The organism is Janthinobacterium sp. FW305-129 (assembly GCF_020858115.1).
Taxonomy (GTDB): domain Bacteria; phylum Pseudomonadota; class Gammaproteobacteria; order Burkholderiales; family Burkholderiaceae_D; genus Janthinobacterium.
Window position 1 is genome coordinate 323,874 of record NZ_JACYMM010000001.1, and the last position, 20,748, is coordinate 344,621.

At 59.7% G+C, this 20,748-nt stretch carries 17 protein-coding genes; 12 read left to right on the forward strand and 5 right to left on the reverse strand.

Annotated elements, in window-relative coordinates:
- Window positions 1-8: 8 nt before the first annotated feature.
- Together IGS61_RS01425 and IGS61_RS01430 are read left to right on the forward strand one after the other, a co-directional pair.
- A complete protein-coding gene (locus IGS61_RS01425) occupies window positions 9-1,406 on the forward strand; it encodes a sensor histidine kinase (protein ID WP_230537740.1) in 1,398 nt (465 codons plus the stop codon).
- 7 nt (window positions 1,407-1,413) lie between these two features.
- Entirely contained in the window at window positions 1,414-2,115 is a 702-nt protein-coding gene (locus IGS61_RS01430) for a response regulator transcription factor (RefSeq protein ID WP_171985027.1), read from the forward strand.
- Window positions 2,116-2,161: 46 nt separating this feature from the next.
- Here the strand turns inward: IGS61_RS01430 and IGS61_RS01435 are convergent, their stop codons facing one another.
- Together IGS61_RS01435 and IGS61_RS01440 are read right to left on the reverse strand one after the other, a co-directional pair.
- Window positions 2,162-3,142, reverse strand: a complete 981-nt coding sequence (locus IGS61_RS01435; protein WP_230537742.1) for an acetoacetate decarboxylase (ADC) — start codon at window positions 3,140-3,142, stop codon at window positions 2,162-2,164.
- A gap of 34 nt (window positions 3,143-3,176) precedes the next feature.
- On the reverse strand, window positions 3,177-4,427 hold the full coding sequence (locus tag IGS61_RS01440; protein WP_230537756.1) for an NADH:flavin oxidoreductase/NADH oxidase family protein: 1,251 nt from the start codon (window positions 4,425-4,427) through the stop codon (window positions 3,177-3,179).
- A 224-nt stretch (window positions 4,428-4,651) separates the two neighbouring features.
- On the opposite strand from IGS61_RS01440, the gene IGS61_RS01445 reads away from it, so the two are divergent.
- The gene (locus IGS61_RS01445) at window positions 4,652-5,065 is read left to right on the forward strand and encodes a MerR family transcriptional regulator (protein WP_230537757.1); all 414 of its coding nucleotides are present in this window, start codon (window positions 4,652-4,654) and stop codon (window positions 5,063-5,065) included.
- Window positions 5,066-5,116: 51 nt separating this feature from the next.
- On the opposite strand, the gene IGS61_RS01450 is transcribed toward IGS61_RS01445, so the two are convergent.
- A complete protein-coding gene (locus IGS61_RS01450) occupies window positions 5,117-7,276 on the reverse strand; it encodes a TonB-dependent receptor (protein WP_230537761.1) in 2,160 nt (719 codons plus the stop codon).
- A 254-nt stretch (window positions 7,277-7,530) separates the two neighbouring features.
- Between IGS61_RS01450 and IGS61_RS01455 the strand changes: the two genes are divergently transcribed.
- From IGS61_RS01455 to IGS61_RS01475, 5 genes are all read left to right on the forward strand, one after another.
- Entirely contained in the window at window positions 7,531-7,827 is a 297-nt protein-coding gene (locus IGS61_RS01455) for a hypothetical protein (protein WP_230537767.1), read from the forward strand.
- Window positions 7,828-8,287: 460 nt separating this feature from the next.
- Window positions 8,288-9,721 carry a hypothetical protein gene (locus IGS61_RS01460; protein ID WP_230537775.1) on the forward strand — a complete coding sequence of 478 codons (1,434 nt, stop codon included), beginning with the start codon at window positions 8,288-8,290 and terminating at the stop codon, window positions 9,719-9,721.
- A 250-nt stretch (window positions 9,722-9,971) separates the two neighbouring features.
- Window positions 9,972-10,427 (forward strand): hypothetical protein, encoded by a 456-nt coding sequence (locus tag IGS61_RS01465; RefSeq protein WP_230537787.1) that lies wholly within the window; start codon window positions 9,972-9,974, stop codon window positions 10,425-10,427.
- A gap of 701 nt (window positions 10,428-11,128) precedes the next feature.
- Window positions 11,129-12,706 carry a PA domain-containing protein gene (locus IGS61_RS01470; RefSeq protein WP_230537805.1) on the forward strand — a complete coding sequence of 526 codons (1,578 nt, stop codon included), beginning with the start codon at window positions 11,129-11,131 and terminating at the stop codon, window positions 12,704-12,706.
- Between the two features lie 272 nt (window positions 12,707-12,978).
- Window positions 12,979-14,397 carry a chitinase gene (locus tag IGS61_RS01475; protein WP_230537807.1) on the forward strand — a complete coding sequence of 473 codons (1,419 nt, stop codon included), beginning with the start codon at window positions 12,979-12,981 and terminating at the stop codon, window positions 14,395-14,397.
- Between the two features lie 36 nt (window positions 14,398-14,433).
- Here the strand turns inward: IGS61_RS01475 and IGS61_RS01480 are convergent, their stop codons facing one another.
- A complete protein-coding gene (locus IGS61_RS01480; RefSeq protein WP_230537809.1) occupies window positions 14,434-15,018 on the reverse strand; it encodes a TetR/AcrR family transcriptional regulator in 585 nt (194 codons plus the stop codon).
- 92 nt (window positions 15,019-15,110) lie between these two features.
- Between IGS61_RS01480 and IGS61_RS01485 the strand changes: the two genes are divergently transcribed.
- Together IGS61_RS01485 and IGS61_RS01490 are read left to right on the forward strand one after the other, a co-directional pair.
- On the forward strand, window positions 15,111-15,512 hold the full coding sequence (locus IGS61_RS01485) for a nuclear transport factor 2 family protein (protein ID WP_230537811.1): 402 nt from the start codon (window positions 15,111-15,113) through the stop codon (window positions 15,510-15,512).
- A 148-nt stretch (window positions 15,513-15,660) separates the two neighbouring features.
- The gene (locus IGS61_RS01490) at window positions 15,661-16,083 is read left to right on the forward strand and encodes a DUF2061 domain-containing protein (RefSeq protein ID WP_230537817.1); all 423 of its coding nucleotides are present in this window, start codon (window positions 15,661-15,663) and stop codon (window positions 16,081-16,083) included.
- Between the two features lie 9 nt (window positions 16,084-16,092).
- On the opposite strand, the gene IGS61_RS01495 is transcribed toward IGS61_RS01490, so the two are convergent.
- The gene (locus IGS61_RS01495; RefSeq protein WP_230537819.1) at window positions 16,093-17,529 is read right to left on the reverse strand and encodes an amidase; all 1,437 of its coding nucleotides are present in this window, start codon (window positions 17,527-17,529) and stop codon (window positions 16,093-16,095) included.
- 101 nt (window positions 17,530-17,630) lie between these two features.
- Here IGS61_RS01495 and IGS61_RS01500 point away from each other — a divergent pair, with 101 nt between their 5' ends.
- Both IGS61_RS01500 and IGS61_RS01505 read left to right on the forward strand, forming a co-directional pair.
- A complete protein-coding gene (locus IGS61_RS01500; protein ID WP_230537824.1) occupies window positions 17,631-18,554 on the forward strand; it encodes a LysR family transcriptional regulator in 924 nt (307 codons plus the stop codon).
- A 96-nt stretch (window positions 18,555-18,650) separates the two neighbouring features.
- Window positions 18,651-20,735 (forward strand): c-type cytochrome, encoded by a 2,085-nt coding sequence (locus IGS61_RS01505; RefSeq protein ID WP_230537827.1) that lies wholly within the window; start codon window positions 18,651-18,653, stop codon window positions 20,733-20,735.
- Window positions 20,736-20,748 lie beyond the last annotated feature (13 nt).

Consider the following 20,748-nt stretch of genomic DNA (forward strand, 5'->3'; position numbering starts at 1 on the left):
CTGTCCCCATGGATCATCAAACAGCCAGCATTGCCTTGTCCCTTACACAGTTATGCATTTCGGCGACGATGATAGGCGTCTATTTTGCCGCACCCACCGAGCGTTATACGCGGCTGTGGGCCCTGTCCGGGGTGCTGACCGCTGCAGGAATGACCATCATCATACTCAACGCTTTCCGCCCGCCAGGCTTGCTGTTAATGGTGGGAAATACTGCATTATTTTCTGGCTGTGTCGTCGTGTGGGTCGGGCTGAGAGCTTTTTTTGGGAAACCGATCAGCCGCTGGGCGTATTTTCTTGTCGCCTTGTTTGCATGTTTATATTTTATATTAATAGAAAATAAAGCGGAGTTTTCCTCCCGTGCCTGCCTCAGCAGCGCCAGCCTGGTTCTGGTTTTTATACTGTGCCTGCAAACGTTATTGGCACGCATTCCTGAAGCCGCTTCCGGCAAGCTTGGCTATGCCCGCGAAATGGCAATTGCCGGTTTATTGATGCTGATTGCTGCGCATGTATTGCGCCTCGGCGTTTTACTCTACAAACCTGCAACCGTCAGTGCCGCATTGCTGTCCCAGATTAATATCATCACCGTTTATCTGGTACCGCTCGCCGGCACCTTGTTATTTTTCCCGGCCTTGCTGCTGCTGTATTTTGAGCGCATCAAGCATCAACTATTGCTGTCATTGGAAGCGAAGCAGGAAGCGCTGGAAAATCAGACACGCTTCGTGCAGATGTTTTCGCACGAATACCGTACGCCGCTGGCTGTCATCCGCACCAATCTGGATATTCTGCAAAATAAAGATCAGTCCAGCGGCCGGCACTTCGCTGCCAACCTCGAAAAAATGCAGCGCGCGGTATTGCGGCTGCTTGAAGTGGCAGAAACCGCACTGCAAAGGGATCAGCATCATGACGGGAAAGCGGATATCGTCTGCGAACCGATTCTCATGCCGGACTTTCTGCGCAGTGTCATCGAAGAAGCCAGCGACTTCTGGAGCGAGCGTGCGCCGCAACTGGAATTGACGTATGCGCAAGTGATCGTTTTTCATGGAGACCGCAAGCTGCTGAAGACTGCACTGTTGAATCTGCTCGATAATGCGATCAAATATGGGCCGAAACAGGGGCTGGTCAGTATTCAATTGCGGAAAAATAATGCTGCATTGTTCCTCACGGTAGACGACAATGGCACCGGTATTCCAGAACATGAGCTCGGTCTGGTCTATGGCAAGTATTTCCGTGGCAGCCGCACCGGTTTCATCGCCGGCAGCGGCATCGGCCTGTATCTGGTACGGCGCATCATTGCGCAACATGCGGGCAGCATATTTCTGGCGAATCGTCCTGGCGGCGGCACTTCAGCGACGATCACCTTACCATTGCCGATAGAGGAGGCGCAAAGCGGTGCCATCGAATATTAGAGTGTTATTGGTCGAAGATGATGAGGATTTGCGCGATAGCGTGGTGGAATGGCTTGAACTGACGGGCATGCATATCATTGCAGTCCGCAATGCGGCCGAGTTTTATCAGGCTTTACCGAAATGCGATTGTCAGATAGCCGTGATCGATGTCGGCCTGCCGGATCAGGATGGTTACGTGCTGGCCGAATATGTGCGAGCCAATACCAATATGGGCATCATCATCCTGACCGCCCGCAGCGCGATAGACGACAAGCTCAAAGGTTATCGCTCTGGCGCAGACCATTACCTGGTCAAGCCCGTGGATTGCCGCGAATTGTCGGCGGTAATCGCCAGCATGGCGCAGCGGGTCAAGAAAGCGGGCGTGGAAGTGCCGGAAATCCCGGATCGGTGGACTGTCTTTTCTACGCAGTGGGAACTGCATCTGGCCCAGGATGTTCAGGTGGCGCTGAGTCTGAAGGAATTGATGTTTCTCGAATTGCTGGCAAGCAGGCCTGGTTTGCCGGTACAAAAAAAGACGATCTTGAGCAAGCTGTATCAGCGCGATGACTACCATAGCGGCCGCTCGCTCGATTCGCTGGTGCGCCGCCTGCGTGCCAAAATCGTCAGCCGGACCGGCGTCGATATCCCCATCCGTACCGTGCATTCAGTCGGATACTGCTTCGCTGGCGAGATTGCCCTGGTGGAGGGGGAGCCCGCGCAATGCTCATAGCCGGAATGCGGCACCGTGGGCCGATTAATAACCGATTAATAGCCGATTATTGGCCAATTAATGGCTTCGGGGCATACAGCGCGCCCTGAAATTCCGGTACGTATTCATATTTCATCAGCTTCCCCAGCTTTAATGATTTGATATAGCTGGAAAAGCTGCCGTCGCCCAGTTTCAGGTCGACCGCTTCCGCGCTCGTGCTCGATGCGTGGCTGAGCTGGCGGGAAACGGCATAGCCGTAAGTGAGCTTGCCGGCGCCATCCTTGTTGGTGAAGCTGTTCGTTACCAGCTCGGCCTGGTTCGACAGGCCGCCCAGTTTTTTGCCCGCAAAAACAAAATCGAGCTTGCCCGTTGCGCTGTCCATGACCTCGAAGGCAACGTGACCTTCAGTTTCTTTCCGCTCGATACCGGTCAGCCACTTGGGCAGATTGTACCCAACGACACCGCGCACCCTGGCCAGTTCCGTGTTCACGGGCAGCTTGAGCACATAACCCCAGAAATCGTTGGACAGCGATTGCCCCAGCAAGGTGAAAGGGCCGAAACTGGTGGTGCCGGGCTTGTTGGTCACGATCGCCAACGAAATTTCATTGTAGCTGTCGTTGTCGCAGTATTCATAGGCGTAGGCCGTCAACGCCACCGCGCCCCGGCCCGGCCACACTTGCAGTGGCTGGACTTCCCGCAAAATATCTTCCGGCATCAGCTCCTTCAGCCTCGCCAGGTCTGCCGTAAAGACAGCCGTGATTTTGCTGTTTTTATAATAAAAATTCGGCGAATACGATTCGAAGCCGATGGCGACCTTTTCTTTTTGAATCCCCTTGAACCAGCTCAGGTCCAGCTCCGGCGCTTCCGCCGCAATCACCGATAGCGGCGGATTCGAGCGAAAGCGGTCGTACAGGCCGCCGGCCGCCACCGGCACGTCATGGCCGGCGATATCAATGAGGACCTGCTTGTTTTCGGCAGGATTGTCAGCCCACGACGGGGCTGCGGCAGTACTCCATAGCAATGCGGATACTGCCGCGGCAATTTTCATGTTCATTTCTTGCACCTTTCGTATTGGATTGGAATCAATTCAGCGACAAGCCGCCGGGCGCCAGCCGGTTCATCCGGCGGCGATACTGCCAATTCCTGACTTTGGTTTCCAGTTGCTGCATCAGCAGCGCCAGGGCAGGGGCCACATTCGGCCTGGTTTGCTTGCCCTGGCTCAAACGCCGCAGCTGATACTTCACCATCGCCATATAGCCGATCGACGACAGCACCTTGTTTTTCCAGGTGATGGCCCTGAGCATGGGGCTGGCCGAACGGTCGGAAAGCCATGCTTTCGGCAGATGCGGATCGATGGCCAGCGCCGTCCCCATGCCCGCCATGGCAATGCCGCTGCCCAGCACTTGCTCGACCACCTGGTAGCGGCGTATGCCGCCCGTCACCATGAGGGGCATCGTGGCCACGGTGGCGATGTCTTTGGCGAATTCCAGGAAATACGCTTCGCGGGCCAGGGTGCGGCCGTCGCGGGTCTGGCCATGCATGGCGGGGGCTTCATAGCTGCCGCCAGACAATTCGATCAGATCCACGCCCAGGCTGTTGAGCAGGGAAACCACCTGCCTGGCGTCCTCCTGCGTGAAGCCGCCTTTCTGGAAATCCGCCGAGTTGAGCTTGACGGCGACGGCAAAGCCTTTGCCCACGGCCTGCCGCACCCCGTTGACGACGTCGACCAGCAGCCGTGCCCGGTTCTCGAGCGAGCCGCCCCAGCGGTCCGTGCGTCTATTCGTCAGAGGGGAGAGGAACTGGCTGAGCAGGTAGCCGTGCGCCGCATGGATTTGCACGCCCGTAAAACCGAACTGTTCCGCCAGCCGGGCGCTGGCGACAAAGCGTTGTTTCACATCGGCAATATCGGCTTCCGTCATTTCCCGTGGCGCGGCAAACTGCTTGGAAAAATTGCCCAGGTCCATGGGCACGGCCGATGGCGCCATGGTTTGCTGTCCCATGGCGGCCGGCATCTGGCGTCCCGGGTGGTTGATCTGCATCCAGATGTGCGCCCCGCGTGAACGGGCGGTCCGCGACCATTGCTCGAAGCGGGCGCCAGATTGCCCGGAATCGAGCACGACCCCGCCCGGTCCCGTCATGGCGCGCCGGTCGATCATCACGTTTCCAGTGATCATCAGGCCAACGCCGCCATCGGCCCACGATTGGTACAGGCGGATCAGCTCCTTTGAGGGCGCGTGATCGTTGTCGGCCATGTTTTCTTCCATGGCGGCCTTGGCAAGGCGGTTGGGTATGACTGCGCCATTGGGCAATGTCAGTGCGGTAAAGGGGTTCATGCTGATCTCCAGGGTTGCGATAGCCTCACGATAAGCTTTAAGCTAACTTGAAGGTCAAGCCCTGAAATGCGATTTTTTTTGCCTGTGTCCCGTTCGCGACACGGGTTCGCGCACATGCCGCCATCCGCCGGTTGACATTCAAGCTGGCTTCAAGCTTATAGTGATGCACGGCCTATAGATCAGGCCGCGATGGCAAGCCACGATAATTGAGCAGGAATACAACGATGAAAATAGGCGAACTGGCCAAGCGCAGCGGCCTGGCGGCGTCCACGATACGCTTCTACGAATCCAAGGGCTTGCTGAAAGCCGTGGACCGGCAATCGAACGGCTACCGCGACTATCCGCTGGAAGCGGTGGCGGTACTGTCGATTATCAGCGACGCCCAGCAGGCGGGCTTTACGCTCGACGAAATCAAGCAAGTCTTGCCGGAGAATATTTCATTATGGAAACATGATGAGCTGATGGTGGCGCTGAAAAAGAAGATCGCCGATATCGAATCGCTGGAAGTGCGCCTGGCGCAGAACAAGGCGCATCTGTTGTCGCTGATTCAATTGATCGATGCCAAACCCGAGGATCTCGACTGCAAGGATAATGCAACGAGGGTCATGGAAAGCATGGGCATTGTTGCCAAGAATTAAAGACGGCTGCCAGAGCCGGCGCGGGTTCGGCCGGCCAGGCTGCCCGCCGCGTCAGAAATCCACGGCAGCCGACAGTTGCACCGTCCGGGGTGCCGATTGCGACACGGTGCCATATGAAGCCACGCCGGCCCAGTAATGGCGGTCGAATGCGTTCATCAGCCCGCCGCGCAAGGTCGTCGCCTTGCCGGCGATGGCCGTGCGGTAGCGCAGGCCCAGGTCGACCTTGGTCCACGACGGCACCGATTGCAGATTCGTCTGGTCGACAAACTGTTTGCTCGTGTAGCTGACGGCGCCCGTGGCCGTCAGGCCCGGCCAGTACGGCAAATCCCATTCGCCGCCCAGGTTGGCCATGGACGTCGGCACGCCCACGGGGCGCTTGCCCATGGTGGCGGCGCTGTTGGTTTTGACGAGGCGCCCGTCGAGCAGGGTCACGCCGGCAAGCAGGCGCACGGCCTTGCTGGCGGCGCCGGACAGGTTCAGCTCCAGGCCCCGGTTGCGCTGTTCGCTGTCCATGCTGTACACCTTGCCATACAGCTGGCCGCTGGGTTTGCTCACCTGGAATACGGCCAGGGTCGCCAGCACCACGCCGAAATCGGCCTTCGTGCCCACTTCATACTGCTTGCTCTTGTAGGGCGCGAAGACCTGGCCCGCGTTATCGGCGATGTTCGGCGCGATATCGCCCTTGCTCAATCCCTCGATATAGTTCGCGTACAGCGACACGTGGCGCAACGGCTTGACGACGATGCCGGCCAGCGGCGTCAGCGCGCCTTGCTTGTAATGCGTGGTGAGGGCGCCGCTGGCGGCGTGGTAGTTCTTCGATTCGACCAGCTGGCGGCGCACGCCCAGGGTCAGCTGGACGCGCCGGTCCAGCATGTCCAGCGTATCGGCCACGGCCAGGCTGGAAAGGGTAGAGGCGGACAACTTCGGCGCGCGGGCCGGCGCGGGTACGCCGGGGTCGGCCACGGCCACGGGGTGGTAGATATTCGAGGTGATGAGCTTGCCGGAATTGCTCACGCTGCCAAATTCGTCGCGGTAGACATTGCCCATCACGACCAGCGCATGCTCGACGCCGCCCGTGCGAAAGCGCGCGCGCACGCCCGTGTCGCCGCTGGCGCGCCGCACGCGGAATTTCCAGTTCATGGGCGTGACTGTCATGTCGCCCGCTGCGCTGGTGATGGTCGGCGTCTGGTCCGAATAGCGCGACACGTCGGAGCGCGTGCCGCCCACGTCGGCGAAGACGGCAAGGTTGTCGTTCAGGTCGTACTCGACCTTGCCCAGGGTGGCCAGGTCGTTGGACTTCCACCAGCCCCAGGACTGGGCGATATTGCGCCGGCCATCGGGCGCTGCCGGCACGGGCAGGCGCGCGCTAACCAGGAAGGGGCGCGTGGGTGCGTCGATCCACTGGTATTGCTCGATCACGTCAAGCGAGGCGCGCAGCCGCTGGCCCTGGTAATCGAGCGCGACGGCCGCCACTTCCGCGCGCGAGCTTTGGTGGTCGAGCGGCGTCTTGCCCTGGCGGTGCAAGCCGTTGAAGCGGATGCCGAAGCGCCGCTCCTCGCCGAAGCGGCGGCTGACGTCGATGGCGGCGCCCAGCTGCGCGCTGGAACCGTAATCGAAGGTCAATCGCGTCAGGTCGCGTGGCAGCGAGCGTTTCGGCACGGCGTTGACGACGCCGCCCACGCCGCCATTCGGCGACATGCCGTACAGCAAGGCAGCCGGCCCCTTGAGCACCTCGACGCTTTGCAGATATTCCGTAAATAAATGGTAATTGGGCGACACGCCATACACGCCGTCGAACGCCACTTCGCTCAAATTGCCTTCGTTCAGGGGGAAGCCGCGGATGAAGAAGGAATCCGTGACGCCGCCGATCTGGCCCGTGAAGCGCGTGGACGGGTCGCCGCCCAGCACCTCGGCCAGGGTAAGCGCCTGCTGGTCCAGCATGCGCTGGCTGGTGTAGCTGTTGACGCTGAAGGGCGTATCGAGCAAGTCTTTTTCGCCCAGCATGCCGGCCCGCGCGCTCTTGGCGATCTGTCCGCCCGCATCGGCCTCGGCCTGGCCCGTGACGACCACGGTGGCCAGCGCGTTCGGCGTGCCGGCAAGCGTTTGCGCCAGCGCGCACGGAGGGACGCTGGCAAGGAGCAGGCCGCCAAGGATCAGGCGGGCGGCGAGGGGATGGTGGGCAAAGGCTGGAGCGGGGCGTAAGGTCGGCATCGATGGCATGGGCGCAAGGTTATAAGAAGAAAAACTGTGCGCACTATACTATAAATGAGAATCATTACGTTTTGTATTTTGCCAAATGACACGCCGGAGTACCGATGGCATGGGCTGCCGTGGGGGATTGTTTGGATTTCTCCGGGGCATCATTTGTGGTGTCGCTAGCGCCTAGGCTTGAAATGTCGTCAGGGTAATTTTATAGCCAGAGGCGCCAATTCCACATCCGCGACCAGCACCGTTTCGGCTTTGGCGTGGCCGGGGCGCACAAGATTGCCAGTTACATAGCGAAATACTGCGGCAAGGAAATGCAGTGCAGGGCGCTTGACCAGAAACGCTACTTCCGCTCCAGGGGCATCGTGGTGCCGGAAGTCGAAGTATGGCGGGTGCCGTTTTGTACAAACATGCTGCGCGCTGCGCAGGTCGCATTCCAGGCGCTTTCTGGCCATTGCATGGACGGCTTGCAGACCTGGTGCAATAACAATCTCGGCGTCGTGTACCTGGCGACCGCGCCTGGATTTCCACAAGCGGTGGACGATTGTCCTTTCTGACAGTTACTCCACCTTGATTGACGGGGAGGAGGGACGTGACATGGCAAATTTTGATGCTAATTCACTGCGGATACTTGAGCAAATTGAGGATGAGTTTCGCAATCAGTACTGGATCATCCGCAATTCCAGGCGAACCAACTGGCGGGCGGTTAATCGCACTAGGATGCTTGGCGATTTCATGTATATGCTTGGGGTGCCAAAATGGGCTGTACAGCAAGCTAGGTATTGCCTTCGTTTAAGAGTATGCGAACGATGTTTTAAAGACGAATTTCGTTGTCATGGAATTTGCGAACGAGCTAGGCGTGGTGATTTTGACACATAAATACTTTGATGTGGAAATTGATTATTAGGCAAATAAAAATATAGATGTTAGAATGAAATATAATATATTCACTATATTCGAACGAATTTTTAATGAAAATTAATTGGGCTGGTTAACTTAAAAATAGAAAGAAACTAAATGGGAGAAGCACGTAAGCGAGGAACAGCAGAACAGCGCGAAAAGTTGGCGATTAAAAGGGATAAGCTGCGGCTTAGTACTGCGCTTGGTGTTCGGGAAGATGACCCAGTTCGTATCGCACTTAAGGTCGGATTGAAGGCCTTCATGGACCGATTAGGAGAGGATAAGTGGAAAGCGCGTAGAGCTGCGATTCAGGATTCGATCCGAAATCGCTTGAAGACAAACGAGCTTGAAAATGCGCAAGCTATTCGAGTCCAAAAGGATGAAATGGGATGGTATTTATTCTTATGTGAGCAAGATATCGATGACCCATTTTGCACAGATGCAAGCCAATCACAGCGCATATTGCCATTTTTTCAATCCTTGGGATCTCGATGGATGCATGCACATAAGGTTGTCGGCATTGATAGAAAATTAGATGAGATGTTACATGGCTATAAAAATAATCCTGATGGACTATTTTTTGAACTATTAGTTGCATTATCTTACGCCAGCAATGGTTGGGACGTTACGTTTATTGAGGAAACTCGCGGAAAAAAAACACCTGACATGCGAGTAACTAGAGGAAAACAAGAGTTTTTTGTTGAATGCAAACGTTTGTCTCGCAGTACTCAATACTCTGAAAAAGAACGTAATCAATTTCTACGGTTATGGGATAACGCCAAAGATATTTTGATTGAGAATGGACAGTGGATATGGTTTAAAGGAACTTTTCACGTCCCACCTGAGGATTTACCCGATAAATTTTTATCAGATTTATGGAAGATATCATTACCTATCCAGCGTGGTGTGAATACTCTCATTAAAAATGAATTTGCTACCATTCAAGCACGGCTAATTGACCAGAAGAGTATCGCTGAGCACATGAGAGAATTTAGGGTAAAACTAAATTCTGCAATGCTTACGAAGGTAATCGGCGGTGATTGGGCGCCAGAAAATTCGGCTGTCACGATGCTACAAAATGTAAAAGTAAGCCATGTTGCCGGCTGTGAGCTGGTGGAACTAGGCATGTATGTGGATGAAGTAAGGTTTGCATGTGGATTTACACGCGATATCGATTCGGAAATTTCCCTAGATAAACGCGCAAAAGATGTCACCAAATTGCTGTCTGAAGCAGTGAGCCAAATGCCAATAGACAAGCCTTCAATTGTTCACTTGGCGGCCGAAACAATGGAAGGTGCTGAAGTTGAGCGGCGGCGAAGTGAGAAGATAAAAGATGCTATACCTGATTTTATTTACGGTAAGCCGGTAGCTCTTGTAAGATTTCATCGTCTTCAGTCTCATCAGCGCGCAGAAATGTCTTTTGAGTTTGATGAAACAATTGATAATTTTTATTTGAAAAAAAATGAAGATTTTTCTCATGTGCCTCTCTCGGTGGTAGTTCCGCCGGATACCATTATTCGGCATGGAACGCATTGGGATCTCTATCCTTAACGGATGATTTAATGAGTAGCATAAAACTTAGTTCCCCCTTCATAACGAAAAAGGAAGTGCACATGGCTTACGATTGGAATTTCTTACCTAGCGTTATTTCAGCATTATCTGGGCTTGGGGGCGTTTGGCTTGGCGGGCAATTAACCGGCCGGAGAGAGAGAGAGAGAGGGAGAACGACCGTATCAGAAAAGAATCCAGTTATCTTGCGATCCTTGTAATTGCTCATCTCGACAGGTATGCAAATTGTTGCTTGGATGTTGCGCAAGATGACGGTACAAGTAATGGTCGACCAGCAGGGGAAAGAGGCGAGTTTCACGCGATTACCGTGAACTTACCATCTTTTGATCCACTCGATTTGAAGGTAGATTGGAAAGTACTTCCGACCGGCTTAATGTACCGCATTCTTAATCTTCCATACCAAACCGAGCAGCTAGCGAACCAGATAGCTGGAGTTTTCGAGTATGACTACCCACCAGATTACGCGGACTTTTTCTGGGAGCGACAACATGGATTTGCTGAGCTTGGACTTGAAGTGGATGAACTAGTGAAGCAGCTCCGTGTACATGCGGGCTTGCCGACACCAATTCCGAAAAAAGGAGAGTGGAATCGCGGTAGCTTGCTACGTGAGCAAAGGGATAAGTTGGTACGTGTACGCGAAGAATTTGAGTCACAACAAATGGCAAATCATCAAGCTATCTCAATCTGATAAGAAGTAACGTATAGGGGAGCAAAGATTACTACCATGAGTAGTGATCTCCTCGATCCTTCATTTGACATAATATAAATTATGCGAAGTTATGGGCGAATTCGTCAAATGCCCCTTTTTGCAACTTGTACAATCGCAAATGCGATTTTAGCCCTTTGCGCATCCCCTGGCGCCGGGACTTTTTCCCCATGGTTTCGCGCACTCCCTTTGTGCTTCGATACGCTGGCCACCTCCAGGCTGGCATGCAGGATTCCTGGCGTTTGCTGCCGCGCGCTTCGCACCCGTCTACCGGTGCAATGCCGCCGGTTCTGTCTGCGCGCTGGCCTGCCAGGTTGCAGCGCTGGTTTGCGTCGTGCCTGGCCGCAGGTCTGGCGTGTTTGTGTGACCGCGCAACTTCGGCCGCGATCTGCCACGGTTGCCGTGCGCCAGCGTATTTGGATGGCGCCGTGGCCAGCCTGTCCATGTGGATCATGTCGATGGACTCGGCCAGGCATGGCACGGCGGATGCGGTGCGTCGACGGCACAGCGCAATGTTTGTGGCTCCAGCAGAATCTGCGTGCCGGGACTTGCTCGTGTAAGATTGCCCGCCTTATCTCTTTGCCGGGCATGCCTTGACTTCTTCGATGATTTTTTCGACTAAACATGACAATGAAATCAAGTTTTTACAGGTAAATACGAAAGTAAAGTCTCAAGATATTTCCGTGGCGCAGGCACGTCGCGCCTTGCTGTCGTCCTGCCAACTTTCACGCTGTCTGCTGCGCGTGGGCGCCGCGCTGGCTGTCACGGCAGCTTTGTCCGCCTGTGCCAGCAAGCCTGGTCCATGGCCTGCGCGCGCCCTGCCTGCATCGGCTGCCGTGACGGTCGACGCCGCGCAATTGCTGTCCAGGAAACAGCTGGTGGACTGGCAATACGACCTCGACGAGCGCAACTTGCGCGCCACGGGATCGCCCCGGCATGAAGCCTATATCGACGCGCTGCATGAACGTCTGCTGCGCGCCGGTGTCAAACAACTGCGCTTTGAACCGGTGAACTTGCGGCAATGGTCGGTGGAGGCGGAACACTGGGGCCTGGAAGTGCTCGATGGCGAGCGGCCCGGCGTGCTGCCTTCGGCTGGCTACATTCCGTATTCGGGCGTCACGCCGCCGTCCGGCATTGCGGGACGCATCGTCTACCTGGCGCCAGATAGCAAGCCGGATGCCAGCCTGGCGGGCAAGCTGGTGCTCGTCGAGATGCCCAAAGCGGCGTGGACGGGCCAGGTTTTTCACCAGGCGGCCATGCACGTCCACGATCCGGACCACGCCATGGAGCCGGACACGCCATATGCGCGCCCGTTCCAGATGCTGGGGCCGTTCATCGCTTTGCTGGACAGCCTGCAGGCGGCCGGCGCGGCGGGCGTGATCGTGATTCTGGATACGCCTTCCTTGTCGGCGGACGGTCTGTATGCGCCGTGCGACGGCGTGGTGCGCCAGCTGCCGGGCGTGTTTGTCGACCGCGGCCGTGGTCAGCGCCTGCGCGACCGCGTGCTGGCGGGCACGGCGCCTGTCCTGCGGCTGACCATGGCGGCCACCGTGCGGCAGGTGCAGACGCGCAATTTGATCGGCATCATCCCCGGCAAGTCCGAGGAATTGATGGTACTCAACAGCTATACGGATGGCACGAACGGGCTGGAAACCAATGGGCCGAACGCCATCGTCGACATGGCCCAGTACCTGACGCGCCTGCCGCAGGACAGCTTGCCGCGCAGCGTCATGCTGCTGCTGACGGGCGGTCATCTCGCGGGCGGCGCGGGCATCGGGCAGTTCATGGACCGGCACAAGGACGACGGCTTGACGCAGCGCATGGCCGCGATGCTCACCATCGGGCAACTGGGGGCGATGGAAGTGCTGCCCGACAGCGACGGCTACCTGCATCTCACGGGCAGGTCCGAGCCGGCCGCCCTGTTTTCGCCGCGCACACCGGCCCTGATGGATGCAGCATCCGCCATGCTCAGGCGCGCCAATGTGGCACCCGCGTTCGTGCTGCCGCCAGCCAATGCCGGCGGCGATGGCTGTGCGAAGGGTGCCGCCTGGCTCGATGCAGGCCGGACGTTGCGGGCTGCGCAAGGCATACCTATGATGAGTTACGTCAAGGCGCCGACCTACCAGTTCAGCTATGGCATCGGCACGGTGACCCAGACGGATTACCGGCTGATGCAGCGCGAAACCGTGACCTTGACGCAGATGCTGCTGGACCTGTCGCGCGTGCCGTATGCCGATTTACGCAAGGAAACAGCGCCGTAGCAGCCGCAAGAGCCTGCCCGGCGTCCTCCTCCCTTCCCCGCCCTGCTCCCGGCGCACTTGCGTACACCATACCAGCACACTCGAAAACAGGCACTGGTATGGCCCGCATCGCCCATCCTCTGGGGAAAGACTTCGACTGGTATTGTGATCTTGCGCAAAGAATAAAACCAGTTGACTACCACTTGCAATGCTTGCACTCTGAAAAATCGGACGGTGATAAACCGGCTCGGCCATGAAAAAAAACACAAGGAGATGCAATGAACCGGACAGTCATGAATACCCTCATCCTTACCCTCTTCGGCGGCACCCTGGCCGCTTGCGGCGGCGGCAGCGGCGACGGATCCAGCGGGGGCGCGAGCCAGCTGCTGGCCGGCGCCGCCGAAGCGGTCGCCTGCTACACGCCATGGAACAGCGGCACCGCCTACAACGGCGGCGGCAAGGCCAGCTACAACAACGTCAATTACACGGCCAACTGGTGGACGCAAGGCAATAACCCGTCGACCAGCAGCGGCGGCGCCGGCAGCGGCCAGCCATGGACGGTGGTGGGAGACTGCGGCACGCCGACACCAACGCCGACACCGACACCGACTCCCACCCCAACGCCTACGCCAACTCCGACACCTACACCTACACCTACACCTACACCTACACCTACACCTACACCTACACCTACACCTACACCGACTCCTACACCAACTCCGACACCCACGCCAACTCCTACCCCGACGCCGACGCCGACGCCCACCGGCCTGGCGAAGCACGCGCTGATCGGCTACTGGCACAACTTCACCAACCCCAGCGGCGCCACCTATCCGATCAGTCAGGTCAGCGACGACTGGGACGTGATCGTCGTCTCGTTCGGCGACAACGCGGGCGGCGGCAATGTCAGCCTGACCATCGATCCGGGCGCGGGCACGGAAGCGCAATTCATCGCCGACGTGGCGGCCAAGCGGGCCAAGGGAAAGAAAGTCATCCTGTCGCTGGGCGGGCAAAACGGTTCCGTTTCCGTCGGCAACACGGCCGAAGCAACGAATTTCACCAACAGCCTGTACGCCATCATCACCAAATACGGTTTTGACGGCATCGACCTGGACCTGGAAAACGGCGTGGCGCAAGGCGCGGCCATCCAGACCTATCTGCCGATCGCCGTGAAAAACCTGAAAACCAAGGTCGGCAGCAGCTTTTATTTGTCGATGGCGCCGGAATGGGTGTACGTGGAGGGGGGCTACACGAGCTACGGCAGCATCTGGGGCGCCTACATTCCCATCATCAATGCCTTGCGCAGCGAGCTGACGGTGCTGCATCCGCAGTACTACAACAATGGCGACATCTACACGCCGTACGCCACGGGCGCCATCAAGGCGGGTTCGGCCGACCAGCTGGTGGCCACGGCGCGCATGCTGATCGAGGGTTTTAACTATGGCGGCAATACCTTCGCCGGCTTGCGTCCGGACCAGGTGGGCTTCGGCGTGCCGTCGGGCCGCAGCTCGGCCGGCTCCGGCTTCACGACGAATGCCGACGTCAGCAATGCCCTGAATTGCCTGACGCGCCTGCTCAACTGCGGCACCATCAAGCCGTTGCAGGCGTATCCGGACTTCCGCGGCGTGATGACGTGGTCGATCAACTGGGACCGCCACGACGGCTATAACTTCTCCGTGCCGACGAAGAATGTCCTGAAAACCTTGCCGTAAGCGGCATTGCCCGACTGCGCATGCGGGCTTTGCCGCTCACATGCGCAGCAGCGCCGCGCCCAGCACGCGCATCTGCAGCGCAATGCACTGGCGCAACGCCTCCCCTCCCCCTTGCGTGTGCTTGATGCCATCCATGGCGGCCACCAGCAAGGCGGCCACTTGCGCGGCAGTCGCGTCCACCCGGCGCAGCGCGATGTCGCCCGCCGCTTCGGCCTGTTCCAGCGCGCCGGCCAGCGACGCCACCAAAGTTGCCCGCGCCGTCAAGGTGATGCCGGCGGCGAGGGTCATGTTGGCGTCGAACAACTCCTGTCCGTGGGCACTGGCCGAAATTTCCGCCATCAAGCCTTGCTGGAATGCCAGCAGCGCCGTTTCGATGCGCGCAAGAACGGGACGGGGCTCGGCCAGTGCCGCCGCCACGTGCGCCATCACGGTCGCATGGGCCCGTTCGGAGCCGGCGCGGAACACGTCTTCCTTGTTCTTGAAGTGCAAATACAGCGCGGCGCGCGACATGCCGGCCGCCTGCGCGATATCGAGCATGGACGTCTTGCGGTAGCCGTAGCGGCAAAACACGGCCAGCGCCGCATCGAGGATCTGCTGGCTTTTAGGGGTATCGGTTGTCATGCGGCCATGTTGACACTATGGTCATATAGTGTCAACATGACTTTTGGACAAAAACCGTCAAAGTGTCAATCACCTACCCGAACAGGACTGCCATGCAAGAATTCAATGCCGCACCGACTGAAGAACAACAGATGGACCTGCTGCGCCACACGGAACGCTGCCGTTTGCGCGCCCTCGTGGCCGCCGATACGGAAGCGGCGCGCGCCCTGCACGCCGACGACTTCCAGCTGATCACGCCCATCGGCCGCATGCTGTCGCGGGAACACTACCTGGGCGCCATCGCCTCCGGCCACATGCGCTATCTGAGCTGGGAACCGGAAGCGATCAGTGTGCGCCTGTATGGCACGGCCGCCGTCCTGCGTTACCAGGCGCAGCTGGAAATCGTCTTTGGCGGACACGCCGTGCCCCGCGCCCGCTACTGGCATATGGATAGCTACGAATGGCGCGATGGGCGCTGGCAAGCCGTCTGGTCGCAGGCGACGGCGGTTGCCTGAACTGGTGCCTTGCATCATTGCAAATGGATGTCTTTCCTGTGATAGTTTTAAACTATAGATCCGGTTGAAATATTTTGCTTCCTTTTGTAAATGAGAATCGTTACTATCTAAATCAAGGATAAGCGAATTCAACAGAAAGGAGCATCCCTTGTTCACCGCCATCAAAACATTCAGCCAGGTTTGCACGCACATGTCGATCGCCTTCGGCCTCGCCTATTTGCTGACGGGCTCGCTGGCACTCGGTGGCCTGGCCGCGATCATCGAACCCGTCATCAACGTGGGCTTGCTGCCCATGCATGAAAAAGCCTGGCACGCGATCCGCCGCCGCTATGCGGCCAGCCGCCTGGGCTTTGCCGCCCTGGCTGGCGAAAAACTGAGCCAGACGGCCATGCACATGGGCGTGGCCTTCGGCGTCATGTACTGGGCCACGGGTTCCATGGCCTTCGGCGGCCTGCTGGCCGTGGTCGAGCCGATCTGCAACGTGATCGTGCTGCCCTTCCATGACCGGTTGTGGGAACGATTTCGTTTTCGTATGGAAAGCCGGGGCGCGGCGCAGCTCGCGGCGCTGTAATCGCCCTTCTTAATTACCCGCCCACACAGGCGGCCGCCTTTGCCCCCACGGCGCCGCCCGCTCCAGCTGGCCGGCCAGGCGCAGCAAGGTTCCATCGTTTGCATACCCGGCCATGAACTGCATGCCGATCGGCAAGCCATCATTGGACATGGCCAGCGGCACGGACATGGCCGGCAAGCCCGCCACGTTGGCCAGCGGCGTGTATGGCGAATGCTCGAACAGGCGCGCCGTCCAGCCCAGCCCATCGAGCTGTTCCTGCTGTTCTCCATAGCGCCCCAGCGGCCACGGCATATCCGGCATGGTGGGCGTGAGCAGCATGTCGTACTGGCCGAACAAGGCACCGGCCTGGCGCGTGACCGTGTTGCGCACGCCGAGCGCGGCGACGACATCGACGGCCGACACCGTCTGCCCGTACCGGTAGCAGGCCAGGGTGGCCGGTTCCAGCGTATCGGGCGACACGGCGCGCCCGCTTTCCTGCGCCAGGCCAGCTATCCACGGCACCAGATTGGCGCACCAGATGCCGGCATTGGCGTGGATAAATGCTTGCCACGACACGCCCAGCGCGGGCGCCACTTCTTCCACATGGTGGCCCAGGCTTTCCAGCAGGCGCACGGTGTCTTGCAGCGCGGCATCGACGGCAGGCACGGGCCGGGCGCCATTGCAGGCTACGCGCTGCACGGCGATGCGCAGCTTGCCCGGCGCCACGCTCACCTGCGACAGCCAGGTGAAGTTGGGCGCGCTCGTCACATACGGTTCGCCCGGCATTATTCCCTGCACGCAGTCGAGCAAGGCGGCGCTGTCGCGCACGCTGCGGCTCACGCCCAGCTGCACGCCCAGGCCGCTGAAGATTTCGTCCATGGCGGGGCCGTTCGAGACGCGGCCCCGGCTGGGCTTGAAGCCGAACAGGCCCGTCGAGGCGGCCGGCACGCGGATGGACCCGGCCGCGTCCGTCGCATGGGCCAGCGGCACGATGCCGGCCGCCACGGCCGCCGCGGCGCCGCCGCTGGAGCCGCCCGCGCTCAGGCTGACGTTCCACGGGTTGCGCGTGGCGCCATATAAGACCGGTTCCGTCGTGGTGGCAAACGCCATTTCCGGCGTGCTGGTGCGGCCGAACGTCGCCAGGCCCGCTGCGCGGAACTGCGTCATCAGGTGCGAATCAGAGGGGGCGATATGGCCGGCGCCCAGGCGGCTGCCGTATTCGATGCGCTGGCCCGCCATCGTGACGGCCACATCCTTGATCAGGAAGGGCACGCCGGCGAACGGTGCCGCGTGGTCGATGGCAGTCAAATCGGCCGGCCACAGCTCGACCACGGCATTGAGCTGCGGGTTGACGGCGGCGCAGGCGCGCTGGGCCGCGTCCTGCAATTCGGCGGCCGAGACGCTGCCCTCGCGCAGCAGCTGGGCCAATCCTAAGCCATCAAAGCTTGTATATTCATAGAGTTGCATCAGTTAGTTCCTGTAAAAGGTGAAGAATAGAAGTCACAGGAACAACTGTAGGGCTTGCGCTATCATAGTGGAAATGAATAGTTGATATACAAGGTATAGTCATGGACAATTTACGCAAGCTGGACCTGAACCTGCTGCTGACACTGAATGCCCTGTTGATTGAACGCAACGTCACGCGGGCGGCCGCGCGGCTCCACCTGAGCCAGCCTTCCGTCAGCGTGCAGCTGGGCAAGCTGCGCGCGGCCTTCGACGATCCGCTATTGCTGCCCGGCCCGCGCGGCATGCTGCCCACGGCGCGGGCGCTGGCCCTGTTCGCGCCCTTGCAAGCCGTGCTGGCCCAGCTGGAACAGGTCTTGCAGCCCGAATCGGCGTTCGATCCCGCCACGGCCCAGGTGCGCTGGAACCTGGCGGCGGCCGACGCCACCGAATATGCGATCTTGCTGCCCATGCTGCCGTCCTTGCGCGCGCAGGCGCCGTTGTCGCGCATGGCCGTGTTTGAAGCCGTGCCGGCGCGCATGGCGCATGACCTGGAAATGGGCCAGGTCGACCTGGGTTTCCTGGCGCAGGAAGAAGCGCCGCCCGGCTTGCGCCACCGCACCTTGTTTACCGAGCACTACGTGCTGGCGGGCCGCCACGGCCATCCGCTGCTGCAATCGCCGCCCGATCTCGACCAGTTCTGCGCGCTGGAATTCATCGTCGTCTCGCCCAACGGCGGCGGTTTCCGCAGCAACGTCGATACGGCCCTGGAACAGCTGGGGCGCACGCGCAAGGTGGTGCTGTCCGTGCCGCATTTCCTGATCGTGCCGCCCTTGCTGGAAGCGTCCGACATGGTGGCCTTGCTGCCGTCGCGCCTGCTGAAGAATGCGCTGGGCGCGCTGCGCACGTGGGAGCCGCCCGTCGCCCTGCCCGACTACGAAATGGCCATGGTCTGGCACGAGCGCATGCATCTGGACCCGGCGCACCGCTGGCTGCGCGAGCGCATCCTGGCCAGCTTGCAGGCGCCCTTACACGATTTTCCAGCGTAAAACACTAGGGAAGATTACCTAGTTGTTCGAAAGAAATTCCCAATTTTCGCCGTGGTGACGAATGCGTAAGCTTGCGCATAATAATAAAGGGTCACCATGAACGCCATTTCCATCCAGCACCGCGGTTCGCGCCGCCCTCCTGCTTCTTCCCCCTCGATGTTCAGCCGGCTTGCCGCAATACTGCTGGGCACGCTGGTCTTCTGCGCCAGCGCGACGGCGGCGTCAGTCACGTCGGCCGAACTGATCAAGCGCGGCGAATACGTCGCCCGACTTGGCGACTGCGTGGCCTGCCACACGAGCCCGAACGGCGCCGCCATGGCCGGCGGCCTGGAACTCAAAACGCCGTTCGGCACCATCTACAGCACGAATATCACGCCCGACGCGAAGACCGGCCTGGGCACGTACACCTTCGCGCAATTCGACCGTGCCATGCGCAAGGGCGTGGCGGCCGATGGCCACAACCTGTATCCGGCCATGCCCTACCCTTCCTACGCGAAGATCACGCCCGACGACATGCAGGCGCTGTACGCCTATCTGCAGCGGGGCGTGGCGCCCGTGGCGCAGCAAAACCGCGAAACGGACATGAAATGGCCGTTCAGCATGCGCTGGGGCTTGTCGCTGTGGAATGCCGTCTTCCTCGACGACGCGCCGTTCAAGCCCGACAGCGCCAAGTCGGCCCAGTGGAACCGGGGCAGCTACCTGGCGCAAGGGCTCGGGCATTGCGGCTCCTGCCACACGCCGCGCGGCGTGGCTTTCCAGGAAAAAACCATGGGCCAGGACGGCGGCAGCGGCAAGCTCTACCTGTCCGGCTTCACCTTCGACGGCTGGCATGCGGTGAACCTGCGCAATCTGTGGACGCCGGGCGACATCGTGCAATTGCTGAAAACCGGCCGCAACAGCTTCGGCACGGCGGCCGGCAGCATGACGGAAGTCATCACGCACAGCACGCAATACTTCACGGATGCCGACCTCGACGCGCTGGCGCACTACCTGCACGGCTTGCCCGCCAGGGATGGCGCGGCCGCGCCGCCGAAGAAAACGGCGCCCGTCCTGGCGGCCAGCAACGATGCGCTGTACAACACGCGGGGCGGCCTCGGCTACCTGCAGTTCTGCGCCACCTGCCACCGCCGCGACGGCCGTGGCGTGGACAACATCTTCCCGCCGCTGGCGCAGAACGACTCGGTGCAGTCGAAAGACGCCACCTCCGTCATCCACATCGCCCTGACGGGCTGGCAGTCGGCCGTCACACAGCACTCGCCGCGCTCCTTCGGCATGCCAGCGTATGACCGCCTGGCCGACACGGAACTGGCGGAAATCCTCACCTTTGTGCGCGGCAAGTGGGGCAACCACGGCGCGCCCGTGACGCCCGCGCAGATCGCCAAGGTGCGCAAGGAGCTCAAGCTCAAGGCGCCGGACGCGGGCGGCTTCGTCACGCCCCGCTTCGCCGCCCTGACGGCCGATCCGAACGCCAGTCAATTGATCCACGGCATCCAGCTGATGACGGAAACGCGGGCCCGGCTGCCGCAAAACGTGGGCAACGACCTCAATTGCAGCAGCTGCCACCTGAATGGCGGCACGGTGGCCGGCGGTTCGCCCTTCCTCGGCATTTCCGCCTTCTTCCCGTCGGAAGCGCCGCGCGCCGGCAAGGTCATCAGCCTGGGAGAGCGCATCAACGGCTGCTTCCGCCGCTCCATGCACGGCAAGCCGCTGCCCGTGGACGGCCCCGACCTGCAGGCCATGGTCGCCTACATCGACTGGATGAAGGGTGCCACGCAGGCGGGCGACAAGGTGGCGGGACGCGGCGTGGCGAAGATCGACCGGGCTCTGCTGCCCGATCCCGTGCATGGCAAAAAAGTGTACGCCGAGCAATGCGCCGTCTGCCATGGCGCGAATGGCGAAGGCATCCGTGGCGCCAATGGCGTCGTCGCCTTCCCGCCGCTGTGGGGCGAGCGCTCGTTCAATATCGGCGCCGGCATGGCCCGCACCTACACGGCGGCCGGCTTCGTCAAGGCGAACATGGTGATGGGCCACGGCCAGAAATTCCCGCTGGGACAAGGCAACCTGTCCGACCAGGACGCCGTCGACGTGGCCGAATATTTTACCCACATGCCCCGTCCGGACTTCCCCGACAAGGTCAAGGATTGGCCCAAGGGCGGCAAACCCAAGGATGCCCGCTACTGAGGCGTGAATTTCC